The following is a 20,374-nucleotide window of genomic DNA, read 5'->3' as shown; positions in this document are numbered from 1 at the left end:
GCTTTTTGCTATCGTTTACTTCTTTTTTAAAAAAGCTAACAGCTAATTAAAATGTCTTTGGAATCTATTGGCTGGCCGAATTTTTCTTTGGGGTGGCAAGGCATCGTGGTGCTGGTAATATTCGGCGTTTCGCTGCTGATTGCTACCTACTGTACCTACGCCGAGCGCGTGATTGCGGCCTTTTTGCAAGACCGCGTGGGGCCGGACCGGGCCGGCCCCTGGGGCCTCGCGCAACCGCTGGCCGATGCCGTGAAGCTGTTTACGAAGGAAGAATTCTTCCCGGCTGGGGCCAACAAGGCACTGTTCATTTTCGGCCCCTGCCTGGCTATGGTTACGGCGTTGATGTCGTCGGCGGTTATCCCGTTTGGCAACTCCCTCAAGTTTGGCGATACCGTCGTGCATTTGCGGGGCATCGACAGCAACATTGGAATGCTGTACGTGTTTGGCATCGTGTCGCTGGGCGTGTACGGCATCATGATTGGCGGCTGGGCTTCCAACAACAAGTTCTCGCTGCTGGGTGCTATTCGCGCTGCCTCTCAGAACATTAGCTACGAACTGGCAATGGGCCTGGCCCTGATTGCAGTGCTCATGATGTCGGGGTCGCTCTCGCTAAGCACCATCACTTTGCAGCAAAGCAGTGCCACTGGCTGGCACTGGGGCGACATTTTTGCCTGGAACGTATTTAAGCAGCCGCTGGGCTTCATCATCTTTCTCGTTTGCGCGTTCGCCGAAACCAACCGCACGCCCTTCGACTTGCCCGAGTGCGAAACCGAATTGGTGGGCGGCTACCACACCGAGTATAGCTCCATGAAGATGGGCTTGTATTTATTTTCGGAATACGTGAACGTGTTCGTGGCGACGGCCATTATGTCGGTGCTCTATTTTGGGGGCTTCAATTACCCGTTTCAGTACGAGTTTCTCGATTTCCTGCAAACGAAAGCCGGCCTTTCAGTCGATTGGGCGCACAACATATTTGTGCTGATGGGCGTGGTGGCCATGTTCGCCAAGATATTCACCGGTATTTTCTTCTTCATGTGGGTGCGCTGGACGCTACCCCGCTTCCGCTACGACCAACTCATGCGCCTGGGCTGGACCATCCTTATCCCACTCGCCATCTTCAATATTCTGCTAACCGGGGTGCTTATCACGACGGGCATCATCCCCGACCTAACAGTCGCTGTTCGCTAACGTATTTTTGAGCTATGGCTGCTGACGACCGCTTGATTGAGATAATGGCTGAGCTGCTGGCTGAGGTGCATCAGATGCGCGTTGATAACAACGAGCGCCTAGATAAGACCAACGAGCGTTTAGACAAAACCAACGAGCGTCTGGACCGCCTGGAAACCCAAACAGCGGAAAACAACGCAGCAATCGGTGAGCTTCGGGTTTCCGTGATGCGGCTGGCGGATAAGATTGAAGAAATTTATCATCTGGACCAACGGGTTCGGGTGTTGGAGAACATTGTGCTGCCGAAGCCGCCGCTGCAAGCTGCTTAGAACCTATCCCTTATGCAATCCTTAAGCAACCGCGCTAAGAAACTAGAAAAGAAGCCGATGACGCTCGCTGAGCGTGCTTACCTGCCGGCCATTTTTCAGGGTCTTACCATCACGATGCAGCACTTTTTCCGCGCTGCTACCAAGAAGCAAATTACCATTCGCTACCCCGAAGAAACCAGGGCATTCTCGCCCGTTTTCCGGGGCCTGCATGTGCTGAAGCGCGATGAACAGGGCCGCGAGCGCTGCACAGCCTGCGGCCTGTGCGCTGTGGCCTGCCCCGCTGAAGCCATTACGATGGTGGCCGGCGAGCGCAAGAAAGGCGAGCAAAATCTCTACCGCGAGGAGAAATATGCCGTCAGCTATGAGATTAATATGCTGCGCTGCATCTTCTGCGGCCTTTGCGAAGAGGCTTGCCCGAAAGCTGCCGTCTATTTGCAGGCCGATAAGATGGCGCCGCCGCGCTACGAGCGCGACGAGTTTATCTACGGTAAGGACCGCCTGGTAGAGCCCGCGTCGCCCGACAACCGCTCGAAGCGCGGCATTCAGCTCACGCCCGAGCAGGCTGAAAAGCTGCGAACGCAACTAGCATAAGACTGTGCGGTAAGCTTTAGCTTACCGTGTTCAATTCAGAATTCTAACGGTCGGCAAGCTAAAGCTTACCGCACATTATATGTCCCTTTTCCTCTTCCTGTCGTTCGTTGCCCTGCTGAGTGCGTTGGGCGTGGTGCTGACCAAGAACCCGGTGTACAGCGTGCTGTTCCTCATTCTCACGTTCTTCACGCTGTCGGCTCACTACCTGCTGCTAAACGCGCAGTTTCTGGCGGCTGTGAACATCATCGTGTATGCCGGGGCCATTATGGTGCTGTTCCTGTTCGTGATTATGTTCCTGAATCTCAACCAGGAAACGGAGCCGCATAAGCCTGCGCTGGCCAAAATTGCTGCCGCCATCGCGGGCGGCTCGCTGCTGCTCATCATGGTGGCGGCGCTGCACAACGTGCATCCCACCGGCTACAACCCGGCGACTTTCGATTCGCAGGTGGGCATGGTCAACCGCCTGGGTCTGGTGCTGTTCAAGGAATATTCCCTACCCTTCGAGCTGGCCTCCATCCTTCTATTGGCCGCGATGGTCGGCTCCGTGATGTTAGGTAAGCGCGAGACGGGCGAGCGGAATTTTTAGCCAAAATCTTTATCTTGATTTTAGCGGCGGCTCCCGATTAGCTCGGGGGCCGCCGCTATTTTTTAGGCCGTGACGGGCGGCCCGGCCGCTGGGGCGGGGTAGCGCTGGGGTCGGCTTTGGCCCGCGCGGCGGCCTTTTTCTGGCGCAGTGCGGCTTCCTGCTCGTCGGTGGACAGCGGCGCGAAACCGGCTTGGGTGAGCGCGGCGCGCAGCTCGACGCGGCGGCCGTATTGCTTCCACAGCTCCGAAGCAAACAGCCGCACTTGCGCCGTAATAACGGACACGGAACTTAGCATCACGAGCCAAACGACCACGTGAGCGTGTAAATTGGGGCTGCGCTGCGTGGCGGCGAGGTAGCTCTCGATGCGCTCCATCACGGCATCGAGTGTGGGTTCAGGTTGCTGGCGGGCAGCTTCCATCAGCAGCACGGTCAGCTTGGGAGCATCGGCTTCCGTCACGGTTCGCCAGTCGTGGCGCAACAGGTGGGGTAGCAAATCGGGGGGGTAGCCGGTGCGCAGGATATCCTGGCCCACTTGCACGAATGTGCGCCGGGCGGCCGGGCGCAACTTGGGCTTCGCCTTTTCGGCTGGGGGCTTCGCGGCCGGGCGCGGCTGGGGCTTGGGGGCCAGTAGCAGGGGTAGGCTGAGGTCGAACGCATCCAAAAAACCCGGAATCAAATTCGGCTGCTGATAGAGGAGCTGGCCGAGGTAAGCGAGCTTTTGCTTATCACTGGTGCGGTCGAAAGCCAGTTGCAGAGCGTCGCGCAGTTGCTGGGGGGTAGGCGGCGCGGCATTGGCGGCACGGGGCGCGGGAACCGGCGGCGGGGCCGGCTCCGGCTCGCCGTCTCCTACCAGGTCGAGCACGGCCAGGCCGAGGGCGATGCCGTGCTTGCACACGTCGCCGTAGTCGTAGGGGCAGTCGCACCAGATAGTAGGCGGGCCGCTGAGGTTCACGGTCAGCTCCACGCGGTAGGTTTCGGTACCTTCTACTTTGGCCTTGAAGACATTACCCTTTTGCTTGATGCGGCCCACGGCATCATATTCCAGGTAGTAAGCTTCGCCCCGGTCGAATATCTTGCGGGGCACGAGGCTTTCCAGGTCGTCAATGGTAAACATGGGGTGGCTACGATGGGTAATCCACCAAAAATAGCGCCCGGCCGGAAAACAATGGCTAGCCGTGGCTCGCAACTGCCTGGCAAGCCCGCAGCTTTTTTAGCAGCACGAGCCGCCGTTATACGTATTTTCGCGTTGAAAACGCGGTGCGGTCTAGCTTGGGCGGGTTGTGTCCAGGTCGTAGCCGTAAGCCACGCTGTTGAGGTAAGCGGCGGCCCGTAGGCGCTCGGCGGGGGTAGGCGGCTGGTGCGTGGCGTGGTAGCGGGCGTTTTCTGCGTGGGTGCCGGCGTAGTGGGCGGTGCGGTCGAGGCGGAAGGGCATGTGGAGAATTTATTTGTGATAGATTCACTGCAAGAACGCAAATAAGAAACAAGATTCTGACTACCAGATTTGTTAGGATATTACCTCCTCTCACCGATACCTTTCTATATACATCAAGATGCAGACAGCAAGTAAAACAACGCTTTTTATAATGTTCTGGCTGTCAATTGTTATAAATATTATAATTCAATTTCTGTTTCATCCATTCGTAGCTGGCGGTAATGACCCTATATCATTAGGAGTCGCAATTTTAGGCAGAGCTGTTGCTTTCCTATTATTACCGCTTCTCACTTTAGGAGTTATGAATAGCATAGCTTATTTCAGGAAAAAACCTGTTAAATATAAAACCCCAATTCTTTGGTTAGCGTGGACCTTCTTCTTTATTATTAGCACGTTGAGTTACCTGTAGTCGCCACGCAACCAAAGCAAAAGGGGGCGACTGGTATATCAGTCGCCCCCTTTTCTGTTTCTAACAAATTCAACCCCTACTTCTCCACCACATCCGTCTTAATACTCAACTCCTTCAACTGCGCATTCGCAATCGGCGAGGGCGAGTCAATCATCACGTCCCTACCCGAATTATTCTTCGGAAAGGCGATGAAATCGCGGATAGAATCGGCCCCGCCAAAGAGCGAGCAGAGACGGTCGAAGCCGAAGGCGATGCCGCCGTGGGGCGGCGCGCCGTACTCGAAGGCATCGAGCAGGAAGCCGAACTGGGCCTGGGCCTCCTCGGGGGTGAAGCCGAGCAGCGAGAACATGCGGGCCTGCACGGCGCGGTCGTGGATGCGGATGGAGCCGCCGCCGACCTCTACGCCGTTGATTACCAGGTCGTAGGCGTTGGCGCGGGCCTGGCCGATGGTGGCGGGGTTGTCGAGCAGGTGCAGGTCCTCGGGCTTGGGCGAGGTGAAGGGGTGGTGCATGGCGAAGTGGCGGCCCTCCTCCTCGCTGTATTCGAGCAGCGGGAAGTTGACGACCCACAGCGGGGCAAACGTGTCCTTGTCACGCAGGCCGAGGCGCTGGCCCATTTCGAGGCGCAACTCGCTGAGCGCTTTACGGGTTTTGTCGGCCGGGCCGGCCAGCAGGAGCAGCAGGTCGCCCTCGTTGGCCTGGAAGGCGGCGGCCCACCGCTGCAATTCCTCCTGCGAATAGAACTTATCCACCGACGATTTTACTACCCCCCCGGCTTCGACGCGGGCGTACACGAGGCCGGTGGCCCCGAGCTGCGGGCGCTTCACGAAGGCGGTCAGCTCGTCGAGTTGCTTGCGGGTGTAGGCGGCGCAGGTGGCGGCATTGATGCCCACCACCAGCTCGGCCTGGTCGAATACGGGGAAGCCGTGACCCTTTACTACCCCATCCAATTCCACGAACTCCATGGCGAAGCGCACGTCGGGCTTGTCGTTGCCGAAGCGGCGCAGGGCGTCGGCGTATTCCATGCGGGGCACGGTGGGAAAATCGAGGTTTTTGATTTCCTTGAACAGGTAGCGCACCAGGCCCTCGAAGGTATTCAGGATGTCTTCCTGGGTCACGAAGGCCATTTCGCAGTCAATCTGCGTGAACTCGGGCTGGCGGTCGGCGCGCAGGTCTTCGTCGCGGAAGCACTTGACAATCTGAAAGTAGCGGTCGAAGCCCGACACCATGAGCAGCTGCTTGAACGTCTGCGGACTCTGCGGCAGGGCGTAGAACTCGCCGGGGTTCATGCGCGAGGGCACCACGAAATCGCGCGCGCCTTCGGGCGTGCTTTTAATGAGCACCGGGGTTTCGACTTCGATAAAATCCTGGCCGTCGAGGTAGCGGCGCACAGCCTGGGCCATGCGGTGGCGCAGCATCAGGTTGTTGCGCACGGGCGTGCGGCGCAGGTCGAGGTAGCGGTATTTCATGCGCAGCTCGTCGCCGCCATCGGTCTCATCCTCAATGAGGAAGGGCGGCAGCTTGGCGGGGTTGAGCACGTCGATTTTATCCACCCGGATTTCGATTTCGCCGGTCGGGATGTGCGCGTTTTTGGAGTAGCGCTCGGCTACTTTGCCGGTCACGCTGATGACGAATTCGCGGCCCAGGGTACGGGCGGTTTCGCGCACGGCGTCGCTCTCTACCCCCTCTTCCAGCGCCAGTTGCGTAATGCCGTAGCGGTCGCGCAGGTCAATCCAGAGGATGCCGCCTTTGTCGCGGGTGCGCTGCACCCAGCCGACGAGGGTGACGGTTTGGCCGACGTGTTCGAGGCGGAGTTCGCCGTTGGTGTGCGTTCTTAACATAAACCGCGGATTTAACGGATTTAACGGATACGTCGCTGCACGGCTAGCTGGCTGGCGGGGCGGGCATGTGCGAGTGGTCCGAGGGAAGGGTTACTAGGTGCGAAGGTACTGGCGGGGGCGCGGTGATAAAATGGCCGGTTTGGTACGGAGTATGCAAGAGGGGGTAGGGACGACGTTCTTTTGTCCCGTTTTTTCTTCTTTTCGACCATGAAATTCCTCTCTGCACTGGCCCTGGCGGCCGCTTTGCTCACGGCCGGCGCGGCCCAGGCCCAAACCAAAGTCAAGACCAAAAACAAGTACGACGGCGGCACCGAAATCAAGAGCAAGGGCGAAGTGCCGGCCGTGACGCTCGACGGCCCCATCAAGCGCGTGGAAACGCTGTCGGGCATCGATATTTTTCCCCGGCCCAATTCTAATAATGTGATGCTCAGCTTCACGCAGCAGTTTACCAAGCCTGGCACGCTGGTGATGACGGACTACAAAAACAAGGTGGTGTACCAGCAGGAGCTGGACCCGCAGAGCAATACCGGCGAGCCCGTGGACCTGGGCCACATCCAGGCCGGCACCTACCTGGTGGAGGCCAAAACTGGCAACTACGTGTATTGGAAGAAGGTGCGTATTAAGTACCCCACGGTGGTGCGCCGCTAGATATCTTCTTGTTTTTTTAAGGTAATAAAGAACGTCATGCTCATCTGGCGTCCGCTTGCCGAAGCATCTCGTTCGCACCATTGGATTACTAACCCCAGCGGCGCGAGCGAGATGCTTCGGCAAGCGGACGCCAGATGAGCATGACGTTCTGATGTTTTTACCGATTATCGCTACCCGGTTTCTACCCCCTATTTTTGCCCTGCTTATGAAAACCCTACCCCTTCTCGCCGTGCTTGCCCTCACCAGCTTTGGCCCCAGGCCCAAGTTGACGACGGTGAAGCTGGTGCCCGGCTTGTCGGTGGCGGTGCCGCAGGGCTTTGCGCCGCTGCCCGACGCCGCCATTGCGGCCAAGTTTCCGTCGCCACGCAAGCCGCTGGCCGTGTTCAGCAACCCCAGCGGGCGGGTCGATTACAGTGTATCGGCGCGGCCTACCACGTTTGGGCCCGATTATAACATCCTGCTGCCCATGTATAAAGCCAGCGTGCAGCGTCTTTACACGAAGGTGGAGTTTTTGACCCAGGAAGTGCGCAAGGTGAATGGCCGCGAGTTCGTGGCGCTGGAATTCGTTTCCACGCTCAGCGATAGCCGCCGCTCGGCCGGGGCGCTGGCACCCGTGCGCAAGTACGAGTATATTGAGTATGCCGTGCAAGGCGAGCAGCTGTATATTTTCTCCTTTTCGGCCCCGGCCGAGGAGCAGGCGCAGTGGCGCCCGGTGGCCCAGGCCGCGCTGGGCGATATTAATTTGAAGTGAAATCAGTATAAATCATTTGTCATTGCGAGCGCAACGAAGTGGAGCGCGGCAATCTTTCCTACTCGCTGGGATGGTAACTCTTACGTGAAGGAGAGATTGCCGCGCTCCACTTCGTTGCGCTCGCAATGACAAACGTTCCTACCCCCCCCCTACTCACCGACGAGTACTTCATGCGCCAGGCGCTGGCGGAGGCGCGGCGGGCACGGGCAGCGGGCGAAATCCCGATTGGAGCGGTGGTGGTGCTGGATGGGGTGATAATCGGGAGGGGCTACAACCAGACCGAGCAGCTGCGCGACGTGACGGCCCACGCCGAAATGTTGGCCCTCACGGCCGCCGCCAATTATTTGGGCAATAAGTACTTGACTCACTGCACGCTCTACGTGACCGTGGAGCCCTGCGTGATGTGCGCCGGTGCCAGCGCCTGGGCCCAGTTGGGGGGGGTAGTGTTTGGCGCGGCCGAACCCAAAACCGGCTACCAGCGCCATAGCCTGGGGCTGTTGCACCCGCGCACCAAAGTGCGGGCGGGCGTGTGCGCCGATGCGTGCACGGCGCTCATGCAGGCTTTTTTTCAGGATAAGCGGGGAGGCAGCGTAGGGTAGGCTTTAGCCTGCCGGGGAATGTGCGGTAAGCTTTAGCTTGCCGTTTTAGCATTGGCCGGCTGGCAACTTTTCTCCCACAGCAAGTTAAAGCTTACCCTACGCTACTCACGGCAAGCTAAAGCTTGCCGCACACAACCTCGGCGGCTAGTTGGGGGTTATAGTACTAACATTCATCTTTTTCACTTAAAACACCCGCATCATGGCTTTTGAACTGCCCAAGCTGCCGTATTCCTACGACGCCCTCGAACCTACGTTTGACGCGCAGACGATGGAAATTCACCATACCAAGCACCACCAGGCCTACGTGACTAACCTCAACGCGGCCATTGCGGGCACGCCTATGGAGAACCAGAGCCTGGAGGAAATCATGCACAACATTGCCTCGGCTACCCCCGCCGTGCGCAACAACGGCGGCGGCCACTGGAACCACTCGCTGTGGTGGACCATCCTGAGCGCCAACGGCGGCGGCCAGCCCACCGGTGCCGTCGGCGATGCCATCACCAAGGCTTTTGGCAGCTACGATAACTTCAAAACCGAATTCAGTAAGGCTGCTACCACGCGCTTTGGCTCGGGCTGGGCGTGGCTGTGCAAGCAGGCCGACGGCTCGGTAACCATCTGCTCGACGCCCAACCAGGACAACCCGCTGATGCCCGATGCCGGCTGCAAAGGCTTCCCCATTCTGGGCCTCGACGTGTGGGAGCACGCCTACTACCTCAAGTACCAGAACAAGCGCCCCGACTACGTAGCGGCCTTTTTCAACCTCATCAACTGGGACCAGGTAAACAAAAACTACGCGGCGGCCAAGTAAGGCCCGCTGCTACTATTAGCCTGTTGAAAAGCCCGTCTGCCCCGTGCAGGCGGGCTTCTTCGTTTTATGGCGGGGCGGACGTGTATCTTTAGCGGCTAAACCTGCTCCTGACCTTTTATCCCACCCACTCCCGTTTTATTCTGTTTCTGCATGAGCATCAAGCTGCGACTTACTTTTCTGAGCTTCCTCCAGTTTTTCATCTGGGGCGCCTGGCTGATTACGATTGGCGCGTACTGGTTTCAGACCAAGCACTGGTCGGGCTCGCAGTTTGGGGCCATCTTTTCCACGATGGGCATAGCCTCCATTTTCATGCCCTCGCTCATGGGCATTGTGGCCGATAAGTGGGTGAATGCCGAGAAGCTCTACGGCGTGCTGCACCTGCTGGGTGGTATCACGCTGTGCACCATTCCGTTCGTAACGGACCCCGGCGTGTTCTTCTGGGTCATCCTGCTGAATATGATTTTTTACATGCCCACGCTGTCGCTATCCATCGCCGTGTCGTATTCGGCCCTTAAAAGCCAGGGCCTGGACGTGGTGAAGGACTACCCCCCCATTCGGGTGTGGGGCACGGTCGGCTTCATTGCGGCCATGTGGGCCGTCACGTTTCTGGGCTTCGAGAAGTCGGCCAGCCAGTTTTACGTAGCCGCCGGGGCCGCGCTGCTGCTGGGCTTCTATGCCTTCACTTTGCCCAAGTGCCCGCCGCCCGCCAAGGGCACGTCGAGCCGCTCGCTGGTTGATGCGCTGGGCCTCAAGTCGTTTGCGCTGCTGCGCGACCGCAAGCTGGCCACCTTTTTCGCCTTTGCGCTGCTGCTGGGCGCGGCCTTGCAGCTCACCAACGCCTACGGCGACACCTTTTTGCACGATTTCGACAAAGTGCCGGCCTACCGCGACACGCTCACGGTGCGGCACCCGGCCTTTATTATGTCGATTTCGCAGATTTCGGAAACGCTGTTTATCTTGGCTATTCCGTTCTTTCTGCGGCGCTTTGGCATCAAGCAAGTCATGCTGTTTAGCATGGTGGCCTGGGTGTTGCGCTTTGGGCTGCTGGCCTACGGCAACCCCGGCGGCGGCCTCTGGATGATTATTATGTCGTGCATCGTGTATGGCATGGCCTTCGACTTCTTCAATATTTCGGGCTCGCTGTTTGTCGAAACCCAGACCCAGCCCAGCATTCGGGCCAGCGCCCAGGGCCTGTTTATGATGATGACCAACGGCTTTGGCGCGGTGCTGGGCAGCTCGATAAGCGGCCTCGTTATCCAGAATTACTTCACCGACGCCGGCGGCAACAAGGACTGGCACGGCATCTGGCTGGCCTTCGCGGCCTACGCGCTGGTGATTGCTGTATTGTTCATATTCATTTTCAAGCACAAGCACGAGCCGCAGCTGGCCAAGAATACTGAATATTCGGAGCCGGTATTTGCGGCTTAATGTCCGATTATCCCTTAGTTATGACGCCTACCCCGCCCCTGGCGGCCAACCCCGACCTGTCTGAGAGTTTCAGTCCGCAGGGTGCCTTTCAGCCCACCAGTTGGTTTTACGCGATGTTTGGCGAGCTGCCACGGCGCGAAATCTACCAGCTGGCAACGGCCGAAGCCCGTAAAACAGTGCTTACCATCCTGAGCGAAACCTACGATATTAACCAGATAACAGTTTATCAGTCCATATTTATTGAGGAAACGGATAAAACACCGGAATGGCAGTTTTACGCGCTATCGCCCGCGCCGCGCACGCTGCTTTCCTTCAGCATAGGCGGAAGCTACGGCGACCAAGGTGCTACGCTGTATTATTCGCCCAACACCGATGCCACCGTGCTGGCCCAGCTACGGGCGGCATTGGTCGCGCAGCTGGAAAACGGGGAGGCGGAGCGCCAGCGCATTCAGGTGCTACGGCTAATGGGTAGCGACCTGGATTTCTCGCCCCTACCCCTCAAAATTCCGGCGATGGACCTCGCCACCAATTACAACGACGACCTGCTGCCGGTGCACGAGGCCATCGTGAAGCGCCTGCGAAAGCCGGATGATAAGGGCCTGGTGATTCTGCACGGCCCGCCCGGCACCGGTAAAACCAGCTACATCCGTCACCTGTGCGGCCTCACTGATAAGCCCAAGCTGTTCATTCCGCCCAACCTGGCGCTGCGCATCGCCGACCCCGAGTTTATCAACCTGCTGCACGACAATACCAACTCCATCCTGCTCATCGAGGATGCCGAAGAGCTGCTCACCAAGCGCGACGCCACGGGTAGCAACGCAGTGAGCAACCTACTGAACCTCAGCGATGGGCTACTGTCGGATGGCTTTCACATTCAGATTATTTGTACCTTCAACGCCGACCTGACGCGCATCGACAAAGCGCTGCTGCGCAAAGGCCGGCTCATTGCCTCCTACGCCTTCGAGCCGCTGGCGCAGGATAAAGCCCAGGCGCTGGCCACCGCGCTGGGCCAAACCGTTCCCGTGACCGAAGCTATGACGCTGGCTGACATCTATAACCGTGAAGATGCTACCTTCGTGAGCGAGCCCAAAGGGCCGGGCCGCATTGGTTTTGGGCGTGCCAGCTAAGCTCGGCAATACAAGATTAGCACAAAAAAAGTCTCCTTTGGGTATAAATAAAAAGCCGCTCTGCATTGTGCAGAGCGGGTTTTTTGGTTTCAAGGCGACGAGTAGCTCGGACTTTGTAGTCCGAGCTACTTACCAATTACTTCTTGAAGAAGAACTCGCCTTCGATTTGGGCGTTCTCGTCCGAGTCGGAGCCATGCACGGCGTTGGCTTCGATGCTTTTCGCGTACTTCTTGCGGATGGTGCCGGCCTCGGCGTTGGCCGGGTTGGTGGCACCGATGAGGGTGCGGAAGTCGGCTACAGCGTTGTCTTTTTCGAGGATGGCCGCCACGATGGGGCCGCTCGACATGTATTTCACGAGGTCGTTATAGAAAGGACGCTCCTTATGCACGGCGTAGAACTGGCCGGCGCGCTCGGGCGTGAGGGTTACTTTCTGAAGCTCCACGATGCGGAAGCCGCCCTGTTCCATCATGCTCAGGATGCCGCCGATGTGCTGGTCAGCCACGGCGTCGGGCTTAATCATGGTGAAGGTGCGATTGGTTGCCATGCTGTTTTGTCTTAAAAAAATTATGGGATTGGTGAGGCAAAGGTAGGGCGGGCGGCGAGTAAGGCGGGCGGTGGCCCTACCCCCTTCGGACCGAACCAACGCGGGGGAGTTGATTGTTGATTGCCAATTCATGCCGACCTTTGTCGGCCAATTTGCGCTAAGCCAATTGCCGGGCGCTTTTTCAAGTGCATTCGTAGGTCATTCACGTTGTCGATGTTTCCTTCCGTATCCGAGTTGCAGAATCTGCTGGCCCAGCCCCGGCAGATTTTTATCACCACGCACCACAAGCCCGACGCCGACGCGCTGGGCTCGTCGCTGGCCTGGGCCACGTACCTGAAGAAAAAAGGGCATTCCGTGACCGTCGTAACGCCTTCCGACTACCCCGCCTTCCTCAACTGGATGCAGGGCAATGACGAGGTAGTTATTTATGACCCGCGCCAGAACGACCGGCAGGTGCGCGACCTGGTGAACCGGGCCGAGCTGCTATTTTGCCTCGACTTCAACTGCCTGGGCCGCATCAACGAGCTGGGCGAGTACGTGCGCCGGGCGCCGGGCACCAAAGTGCTCATCGACCACCACCAGCGGCCCGAGGACTTTGCCGATGTCAGCTTTTCGGACCCCAAGGCGGCGGCCACGGCCGAGCTGATTTTTGAGATTATCCGGGCCTTGGGCGACCAGGACCTTATTGACCAGGGCATGGGCGAGGCGCTCTACGCGGGCATTATGACCGATACGGGCTCGTTTCGGCACCCCAGCACCTCGCGCAACGTGCACCTCATCATCGCGGAGTTGCTGAGCGCCAATATTGATTTGGCCTCGGTACACCGCCGCATCTACGACTCGCACTCCGAAATCCGGCTGCGCTTTCTGGGCTACATCCTGAAGGATAAACTGGTGGTAAACCGCGAGTTCAACACCGCCTATATCGCCGTGACGCAGCAGGAATTGCGTGAATACGAGAGCAAAACCGGGGATACCGAAGGGCTGGTCAACTACGCGCTCAGCATTGAGGGCATCGTGCTGGCGGCGGTTTTCATTGACCGGGGCTCGGCGGTGAAAATTTCCTTCCGCTCGGTGGGCGATTTTTCGGTAAGCGACTTTTCGCGCGACCACTTTCAGGGAGGCGGGCACCATAACGCGTCGGGCGGCATCAGCAACGAGCCGCTGGATGCCACCGTGGCGCGCTTTCTGAGCGTGTTGCCGCAGTATCAGGCGCAGCTCGTGAGCACGTCCGCCGCGCCCGTGGCGGTTGCGCCGCCCGTGGCCTAACTTTGGGGCCAAATTCGTCTTTATTCCAACTTTCTGTTTTCATGCAGTTTTCCTTCCGGCCCCGCGCGGCCCGGCAGCTGGCCCTGGCGGCCAGCGTGCTCAGCGTAGCTTCCTTCCTGTCGTCGTGCAATAAAGGTGGAGGCGACTTTGCCAAAACCAAGTCGGGCATGGAGTACAAGATTTACAAAGACGTGAACGGCAAGTACGAGCCGCGCGAGGTGACGGGCGGCGAAGACCCCGGCTACAAAGACCGGGTAGGCAAGGTGATGTCGGCCCACATCGAGTACCGCACGTCGGGCGACTCGGTGATGATGAAGTCGCGTGAGCGGCAGTTCGGGATTCCGGTGCGCATTCCGCTGGAAGCCCTGACGGCCAAGCAGCTGGGCGCCGAGCCCGAGGCGTTCTCGCTGCTTCAGCCCGGCGACAGCGGCGTGTTCCGCTTCAACGCCGATACGCTGTATAAGCGCAATGCGCACCAGTTGGCCCCCGCCTACCTCAAGAAGAAAGGCAACTTTATCCTGCTGACCGTGAAGGCCGTAGCCTTGCAGCCCCGCGAGGCGGCAATGGCCGAAGCCATGGCTGACCAGCAGAAGATGATGGCCGAGCAGCAGAAGCAGATGCGCACTTACGCCGCCACTCAGGACAAGGCCGACGAGGTGATTCTCCAGGACTACCTGAAGAAGAACAACCTCACCAACGCCAAGAAAACCCCGAGCGGCGTGTACGTTATTACCACGCAAGCTGGCACCGGCCCCAATGCCAAGCCTGGCCAGATGGTGACCGTGCAATACCGCGGTGCATTGCTCGACGGCAAGGAGTTTGACTCCAGCGCCAAGCACGGTGGCCAGCCATTCTCATTCGCGCTGGGCCGCGGCCAGGTGATTCCGGGCTGGGACGATGCTTTGCAACAACTCAACAAGGGCAGCAAGGCGACTATCCTTATCCCCTCGTCGCTGGCCTATGGCAAGCAGGGCTCGCCGCCCGCCATCCCGGCCAACTCGCCCCTGCGCTTCGACGTGGAGCTAACGAATGTGCAGGACACGCCAGCCGGCGGCCCCACCTCGATGGCCCCTCCGGCCGGCCGCTAGCCGACTTAATTATTTAAAATACTATATATTCCGCCACACCGCTTTGGTGTGGCGGTTTTATTTTCAGGAGTCTGTTCAGGGAATAAGAAAAAGTCATTAGAACGTCATTCCGAGCTTGCCGAGGAATCTCGCTCGCATTGTTCAGGCTTCGTTCCACGACACGAGCGAGATTCCTCGGCAAGCTCGGAATGACGTTTTAACGACTTTTTCTTATTCCCTAAACAGCTTCTATAAGGCCACGCCTTACTTATTATGAAGTACTTTCTGACTTTTATGCTGCTGGCGGCCCTGGCCAGCCCGGCTCGCCTGTGGGCGCAGGCCGCCCCTACCCCCGGCTTCGAGCGCAGCCCCAGCGGCACGGAGTATAAGCTGTTTCGGCGCGATGCGGCGGGGCACTACGCGCCCCGGCCCCTGGCCCCAGCCGGCGACGCGCCCTACGCCAGCCGCGTGGGCCAGGTGCTGCTGGTGTACATTCAGTACCGCACCGACCGCGACTCGGTGCTGATGGATACGCGCCAGATGCGGCCCGAGCCGGTGCCCGTCCCGCTGGGCCCTACCCTGCCCAAAGGCAGCATCGAAGAGGCCGTGAGCCAGGTGCTGCCCGGCGACAGCGCCATCTTCCGCTTCAACGCCGACACGGTGTTTGCCAAGTCGCTGCGGCAGCCGGTGCCACCGTTTATTCAGCGGGCGGGCAATGCCCTGCGCGTGACAATAGTGGCCAAGGCATTGCTCACGCCTGAGCAGATGCAGGCCAAGCAGCAGGCGCTGATAGCCGAGCAGGAGCGCCTGGTTAAAGCCCACGCCGCCAAGCAGCTGGTGAAGGATGACGTTGCCATTCAGGCCTATCTTAAAAAGAATAAGCTGACGGCCAGAGCCAAGAAAACGCCCGGCGGCACCTGGTACGTGATTACGACGCGCGGCAAGGGCCTACCCCCCAAAAAGGGCCAGACAGTGAGCGTGACGTACCGCGGCACGGTGCTGGCCACCGGCCAAGAGTTTGACTCGTCGGCCAAGCACGGCGGCACGCCGTTTGACTTTCTGCTCGGTGCGGGCCAGGTAATTAAGGGCTGGGACCAGGGCATCGCGGCCCTACCCAAGGGCAGCAAGGCAATGCTGCTCATCCCGTCGCCGCTGGCCTACGGCGAGCGCGGCGCGGGCGGCGACATTCCGCCCAACGCGCCGTTGCGGTTTGATGTGGAACTGGTGGGAGTGAAATGAGTAATAGGCAATGGGAGTAGTGCCTTTATATATTTTTGAAAGACACTACTCCCATTACTTATTACCCATTTTACCCACCCAGCACGTCGCTCAGGATTTCGAGGGATTTTATTTCGCCCAGGCCCTCGATGTGGAGCTGGTAGTAGCGGATGAGCACGGCCAGCAGCTCGCGGCGCACTTGGCCGTTGGGGATAGAATTGCTGGCGGAGGTGCGCAGCAGCTCATCGAAATAGTGCTCGAACTCGCGCAGGCGCAGCGTGGCCGGGCCGCTGCTGAAGCCGCTGCCGGTGGGCGCGGCCCCGGCCATTGCCACCTGGTCGGTGATTTCGGCCCCGGTTTGAGCACCAAAGCCCAGGTAGCCAGCCAGATGCAGTAAGAATAGTAGCGCGAAGTTTTCCACGCCCACGTCCTGCTGGTCGAAGGTCAGGATGGAATCGTGCAAGAAGCGGAACAGGGCCGGGTTTTCTTCTTCCTCGCGCACCGACTTGCTCAGCACCTCGCTCAGGAAAAGCGCCACACTGCTTTTGCGCATCTCGTAGGGTAGGGACCGGTATGGCTCGGCGCAACGAAACTCGGCCAGCCGGGTGAGGCTACCCCCCTGCCGCGGCACGTAGGCCACCAGCTCTAGCAAGGTGAGGGGCTGAAACAGCGCGATGCGCCCCGGCGGCTTGGCCCGCCGCACGCCGTTGACGAGGTAGCTCTGCACGCCGCGCTGCTCGGTATAAACGCGGGTGATGATGCTGCTTTCGCGGTATTTGAGGTAGCTCAGGACGATGCCGCGGGTTTTGATTAGCATGGCTTGGTAGGTGAGGAACTGCAACGTTTGTCATTGCGAGCAAAGCGAAGCAATCGCATCAGAACGATGAACGAACGACTGGCACGGGTGTCGTTCGGGTGCGATTGCTTCGCTTTGCTCGCAATGACAAACGTTGCAGCTCCTCCTCAGTTGCTAAGCACCGCCACTTTGCTCACGCAGGTATTTTTGCCGTTGGCGTCGGAGGTGAGCACCAGATATACGCCCGAGCGCACGCGGCGGCCGGCGGTGTCGGCGAGGTTCCAGGTGACGGTGCCGCCGGCGGCGTGAGTGCTGTACACGAGGTGGCCCGCGATGTCGGTGATGCGCACCTGGGCGTTGTTGGCCACGCCGCTGATGCCCACGGTGCCCGCAAACTCGGGCCGCACCGGGTTGGGCGATACCTGGGCGCAGCTCGGCGCGCCGTCCGTGACGCTGGCCGAGCCCTGGTAGCTAACCACGCCGGCATCGGTGGCCACGAAGACTTCGCCGGTTTTATCGTTCACGGCCACGTCCACGATGCTGTTGCTGGGCAGCGGGCTGTTGGCGGTGGTGAAGTGCAGCAACGCCTCGGTGGCGGCTTCGTTGAAGAGCCACAGGCCATTGGGCGTGCCAAACCACTTGCGGTTGGCCCCGTCGATGGCGATGCAGCGCACGGTTTCGCTGTAGAGCGTCGGATACAAGCCGCTGCCGCTCTGGGCGAAGGGCCGGTTGAAATCGGGGGGCGCGGTGCCCGCCGCCGCCGCGCTCACCAGCTGGCTAGGGTCGTTGTAAACGGCTACTCCCGTCGCCGTGCCCACCCAAATGGCCCCGTTGCGGTCGCGCACCACGGCATAGAGCGAATTGCTAGGCAAGCCGGTTTTATCATCGGGACCGGTGGCATTAAAATAAAACGGCTTCTGGCTGGTCGTGTCATAGGCTACCAGGCCGCCTACCCCCTGCGCCCGCGACCGCGTGGCCCAAGGGTTGCCGAAGTTATCGACCGTCACGCGGTCGAGGTTTTCGAAGCCAGTGAACGCCGGCACGACCAGCCAGGTGGCGTTGGCGGGCCGGAAGCGGAACAGGCCCGGCACGCCGGCCATTTGGTGGCGATTCACGACCCACACGCGGTTGCTGCCGGGGTCGGCGGCCACGTCAGTGACGCGCACGAAGTTGGGGTAGTTAGGGTCCGTTGTGGGCAGACTGCTGCGGAGCGGCGAGCCGGGAGTGTTGTAGGTAAACTGCCGAAACTGCCCTACCCCCTTCCATTCGAGCAAGCCATTGCCGTAGCTGGCAATGTAGAGCGTGCCATCGAGCGTGCGAGTGCCGTGCGAGAGGTCAAGCAGGTTAGGGTAGTCGGTGGGCGAGGGGTAGGCAGTAGGCGTATAATTAGTCCACTGCTGGTTCTTATATTCATAAAAGCCGTTTTCACTCGCCGGTTTAATAACCCCCGTATTCGGCAACCCGCTGTCGCCCGAATAGCCCCCGCTGAATACATCCACGGTGTTATTAGCTGCGTTGGCTAGCAGACCATAGGAAAAAATAGTTTCGGGCGCGTTGGGGAGGATAACTTCGGGGGCCGTGGTGGTGCCGGGGGCGAAGCGCAACAGGCCTTTATCGTAGCTGGCCACGTAGTAGGTGCCATCGGTGTCGCGCGCGGCATCTCTCACGTCAGTGCCCACGGCCGTTGCCGGCAGCACGTCCACCACGTAGCCGGTGGCCGCGTCGAAGCGCCGGAGCGGACTGTTCTTAAACGAGACCAGCAGCTGCCCCGTGCTTACGTGCAGCCGCAAGGCCACGTCACCATAGCTATTTGGCGAATAGTGCCACGCGCGGGCCGGCCCTACCCCCGCCAGGTAATCGATTCCCCGAAACCAAGCCGCCATTACCAGGTGCCCCCGGTAAGCTGTCAGCTGCACTGGATGAGAATAAACTACGTTAGTATTGACGCTAAACGGCACTTCTGCCGTCCAGCTGCGGTAATCGAGCAGGTTCACGGTCGGGTTGACGCGGCCACGCAGAATCCCCACCGACGTGGCGGCATAGATGGTATCGTGCAGCACCACCGTGGCGTAGGACGTAATCGTTTGGCCGCCCGGCCCAATGGCGCTGTACGTGTCGCGCACTTCGTGTTTGGCCAGGTCGAGCACCACCACGCCCAGGGTGGTGCCGATGTAGGCCAGTCCGTTATAGACCTGCACCTGGTAGATGGTTTTGGCGGTCTGGCTTTCCTTGCGCAGCAGGTCGGTGATGTTGCGCACCGAGCCATTAGCGCCCAGCAGGTCGATATTGCCGTTGTTGTACACAATCACCAGCTGCGCCGAAGCTGAGTCGAAGGCCAGGGCCGCCACGCCCACATCGCTGAGGCCATCGCGGCGCGACAATAATTGCGTACTGTTAAGACTTTTATCGTAGAAATAAAACGACGACTCGGCCCGCACGTAGAGGCGGTTGCCGGCCTCGGCCAGGCCCTGCGGGCGGCGGGCGGGCAGGTGCAGCTCCCAGTCGCCGTAGGCCGCGCCCTGGCCCCAGGCCCGCACGGCGGTCAACAGTGCCACTACTAAAAACCAGGCGGAAAAACGGGGCATAAGAAGTTAGTTAGCAGTGAATAATGAGAAGCGCGTGAGGCTCAACGGTGAGCGAGCCCTTCTCATTGTTGGGCGCGGTTGGTGGCTACGTGCTCATCGTGCCAGCTCTTGGCGGCGGGCCCGGCCAGGAAGCAGGGGCGGCAGCGGGCTTCGTAGCTGTCGGTTTCGCCCAGCAGCACCTGTTTTTCGCTGGCCGCAATGCGGTAGGAATACGCGGCCAGCTCGCCGCAGCACACGCACACGGCATGCACCTTGGTCACGAACTCGGCGGTGGCCAGCAGCGCCGGCATAGGCCCAAACGGCCGGCCGCGGTAGTCCATATCCAGGCCCGCCACGATGACGCGAATGCCGCTGTCGGCCAGCTGCTTGCACACTTCTACCAGGCTTTCGTCGAAGAACTGCGCCTCGTCGATGCCCACCACGTCGGTGCTGCCGCCGGCCAGCAGCAGGATTTCGGCCGGCGACTGCACGGGCGTGGAGCGGATACTATTCTGGTTGTGGCTCACCACATCCTGGGCGTGGTAGCGGGTGTCAAGGGCGGGCTTGAAAATCTCGACCCGCTGCCGCGCAATGCGGGCGCGGGTGAGGCGGCGAATCAGCTCCTCGGTTTTACCCGAAAACATGGAGCCGCACACGACTTCCAGCCAGCCCCGGTGACGCGGAAAATCGGACAGGCGGCGGGGCTCGGTGAACAAGTTGAGTTAAGAGTTAAGAGTTAAGAGTTAAGAGTTAGGAGTTAAGAGTTGGCTGCTAAGCGCTGTGGCAATTTAGCAGTCAACTTCTGGCTCCGGCACTCCCTACAAAGTACGGCACCGCCCGCCGATACCCGGCCTAGCCAGCCGACCTCATAACTCTTACCTCTTAACTTTTAACTCTCAACTAACCCTCGCCTGGCAGGCCAGGCGCTCAGCCTCCTCGAGGCGGCCGGCGGCGCGGTAGCGCAGCTCGGGCACGGTGGGGGGGGTAAGGAATTCGGCGCCGGCCAGCACCCGCACCCGGCAGGTGGTGCAGCGGCCCTTGGCCCCGCAGGCGTGCCACCAGTCGTGACCGGCCGCATGGATAGCGGCCAGCACGGTGCGGCCGGCGGGCACGTCGAGCGGAGGACCGGGCAGGCCCGCAATAGTCAGTAGGGGCATTTTGTGGCTAACTTGGCGCACGAAACCGGCCCACCGGCCGGCCC

At 59.8% G+C, this 20,374-nt stretch carries 20 protein-coding genes and 1 pseudogene; 13 read left to right on the top strand and 8 right to left on the bottom strand.

Annotated features, from left to right (window positions below):
* Positions 1 to 51 precede the first annotated feature (51 nt).
* The 4 genes from A0257_18875 (at position 52) to A0257_18860 (ending at position 2,673) form a co-directional block, all read left to right on the top strand.
* Complete coding sequence (locus A0257_18875; GenBank protein AMR28960.1) at positions 52 to 1,188, top strand: NADH:ubiquinone oxidoreductase subunit H; 1,137 nt, start codon at positions 52 to 54, stop codon at positions 1,186 to 1,188.
* Positions 1,189 to 1,202: 14 nt separating this feature from the next.
* The gene (locus A0257_18870) at positions 1,203 to 1,496 is read left to right on the top strand and encodes a hypothetical protein (protein AMR28959.1); all 294 of its coding nucleotides are present in this window, start codon (positions 1,203 to 1,205) and stop codon (positions 1,494 to 1,496) included.
* A gap of 12 nt (positions 1,497 to 1,508) precedes the next feature.
* A complete protein-coding gene (locus tag A0257_18865) occupies positions 1,509 to 2,087 on the top strand; it encodes an NADH-quinone oxidoreductase subunit I (GenBank protein ID AMR28958.1) in 579 nt (192 codons plus the stop codon).
* Positions 2,088 to 2,166: 79 nt separating this feature from the next.
* On the top strand, positions 2,167 to 2,673 hold the full coding sequence (locus A0257_18860) for an NADH dehydrogenase (protein ID AMR28957.1): 507 nt from the start codon (positions 2,167 to 2,169) through the stop codon (positions 2,671 to 2,673).
* A 55-nt stretch (positions 2,674 to 2,728) separates the two neighbouring features.
* On the opposite strand, the gene A0257_18855 is transcribed toward A0257_18860, so the two are convergent.
* From A0257_18855 to A0257_18845, 3 genes and pseudogenes are all read right to left on the bottom strand, one after another.
* On the bottom strand, positions 2,729 to 3,787 hold the full coding sequence (locus A0257_18855) for a hypothetical protein (protein ID AMR28956.1): 1,059 nt from the start codon (positions 3,785 to 3,787) through the stop codon (positions 2,729 to 2,731).
* A gap of 115 nt (positions 3,788 to 3,902) precedes the next feature.
* Positions 3,903 to 4,105 (bottom strand): annotated as a pseudogene (locus A0257_18850) (hypothetical protein).
* A gap of 485 nt (positions 4,106 to 4,590) precedes the next feature.
* A complete protein-coding gene (locus A0257_18845; protein AMR28955.1) occupies positions 4,591 to 6,354 on the bottom strand; it encodes an aspartate--tRNA ligase in 1,764 nt (587 codons plus the stop codon).
* Positions 6,355 to 6,561: 207 nt separating this feature from the next.
* Here A0257_18845 and A0257_18840 point away from each other — a divergent pair, with 207 nt between their 5' ends.
* From A0257_18840 to A0257_18815, 6 genes are all read left to right on the top strand, one after another.
* Positions 6,562 to 7,002 (top strand): hypothetical protein, encoded by a 441-nt coding sequence (locus A0257_18840; protein ID AMR28954.1) that lies wholly within the window; start codon positions 6,562 to 6,564, stop codon positions 7,000 to 7,002.
* Positions 7,003 to 7,153: 151 nt separating this feature from the next.
* Positions 7,154 to 7,753 (top strand): hypothetical protein, encoded by a 600-nt coding sequence (locus A0257_18835; protein ID AMR28953.1) that lies wholly within the window; start codon positions 7,154 to 7,156, stop codon positions 7,751 to 7,753.
* A 125-nt stretch (positions 7,754 to 7,878) separates the two neighbouring features.
* Positions 7,879 to 8,352: a tRNA-specific adenosine deaminase gene (locus tag A0257_18830; protein AMR28952.1), complete on the top strand. Its 474-nt coding sequence runs from the start codon at positions 7,879 to 7,881 to the stop codon at positions 8,350 to 8,352.
* A gap of 199 nt (positions 8,353 to 8,551) precedes the next feature.
* Positions 8,552 to 9,160 carry a superoxide dismutase gene (locus tag A0257_18825; GenBank protein ID AMR28951.1) on the top strand — a complete coding sequence of 203 codons (609 nt, stop codon included), beginning with the start codon at positions 8,552 to 8,554 and terminating at the stop codon, positions 9,158 to 9,160.
* 150 nt (positions 9,161 to 9,310) lie between these two features.
* Positions 9,311 to 10,588 carry a nucleoside permease gene (locus A0257_18820; GenBank protein AMR28950.1) on the top strand — a complete coding sequence of 426 codons (1,278 nt, stop codon included), beginning with the start codon at positions 9,311 to 9,313 and terminating at the stop codon, positions 10,586 to 10,588.
* A gap of 20 nt (positions 10,589 to 10,608) precedes the next feature.
* Positions 10,609 to 11,715 carry a hypothetical protein gene (locus A0257_18815; protein ID AMR28949.1) on the top strand — a complete coding sequence of 369 codons (1,107 nt, stop codon included), beginning with the start codon at positions 10,609 to 10,611 and terminating at the stop codon, positions 11,713 to 11,715.
* Positions 11,716 to 11,851: 136 nt separating this feature from the next.
* Here A0257_18815 and A0257_18810 read toward each other — a convergent pair whose 3' ends face one another.
* Positions 11,852 to 12,259, bottom strand: a complete 408-nt coding sequence (locus A0257_18810; protein AMR28948.1) for a nucleoside-diphosphate kinase — start codon at positions 12,257 to 12,259, stop codon at positions 11,852 to 11,854.
* A 213-nt stretch (positions 12,260 to 12,472) separates the two neighbouring features.
* Between A0257_18810 and A0257_18805 the strand changes: the two genes are divergently transcribed.
* The 3 genes from A0257_18805 to A0257_18795 all read left to right on the top strand — a co-directional run bounded on the left by A0257_18805 (position 12,473) and on the right by A0257_18795 (position 15,834).
* A complete protein-coding gene (locus A0257_18805; protein AMR28947.1) occupies positions 12,473 to 13,528 on the top strand; it encodes an exopolyphosphatase in 1,056 nt (351 codons plus the stop codon).
* A 41-nt stretch (positions 13,529 to 13,569) separates the two neighbouring features.
* Positions 13,570 to 14,616, top strand: coding sequence for a hypothetical protein (locus A0257_18800; protein AMR28946.1), 1,047 nt, complete (start codon positions 13,570 to 13,572; stop codon positions 14,614 to 14,616).
* A 252-nt stretch (positions 14,617 to 14,868) separates the two neighbouring features.
* Entirely contained in the window at positions 14,869 to 15,834 is a 966-nt protein-coding gene (locus tag A0257_18795) for a hypothetical protein (GenBank protein AMR28945.1), read from the top strand.
* Positions 15,835 to 15,904: 70 nt separating this feature from the next.
* Here the strand turns inward: A0257_18795 and A0257_18790 are convergent, their stop codons facing one another.
* The 4 genes from A0257_18790 to A0257_18775 form a co-directional block, all read right to left on the bottom strand.
* Positions 15,905 to 16,630 carry a DNA repair protein RecO gene (locus A0257_18790; GenBank protein AMR29847.1) on the bottom strand — a complete coding sequence of 242 codons (726 nt, stop codon included), beginning with the start codon at positions 16,628 to 16,630 and terminating at the stop codon, positions 15,905 to 15,907.
* A gap of 146 nt (positions 16,631 to 16,776) precedes the next feature.
* Positions 16,777 to 19,194, bottom strand: coding sequence for a hypothetical protein (locus A0257_18785; GenBank protein AMR28944.1), 2,418 nt, complete (start codon positions 19,192 to 19,194; stop codon positions 16,777 to 16,779).
* A gap of 62 nt (positions 19,195 to 19,256) precedes the next feature.
* A complete protein-coding gene (locus tag A0257_18780; protein AMR28943.1) occupies positions 19,257 to 19,889 on the bottom strand; it encodes a thymidine kinase in 633 nt (210 codons plus the stop codon).
* A 180-nt stretch (positions 19,890 to 20,069) separates the two neighbouring features.
* A complete protein-coding gene (locus tag A0257_18775; GenBank protein AMR29846.1) occupies positions 20,070 to 20,330 on the bottom strand; it encodes a hypothetical protein in 261 nt (86 codons plus the stop codon).
* Between the last annotated feature and the right edge of the window lie 44 nt (positions 20,331 to 20,374).

Source organism: Hymenobacter psoromatis (assembly GCA_001596155.1).
Taxonomy (GTDB): domain Bacteria; phylum Bacteroidota; class Bacteroidia; order Cytophagales; family Hymenobacteraceae; genus Hymenobacter.
This window is presented reverse-complemented; position numbering and strand designations above follow the sequence as displayed.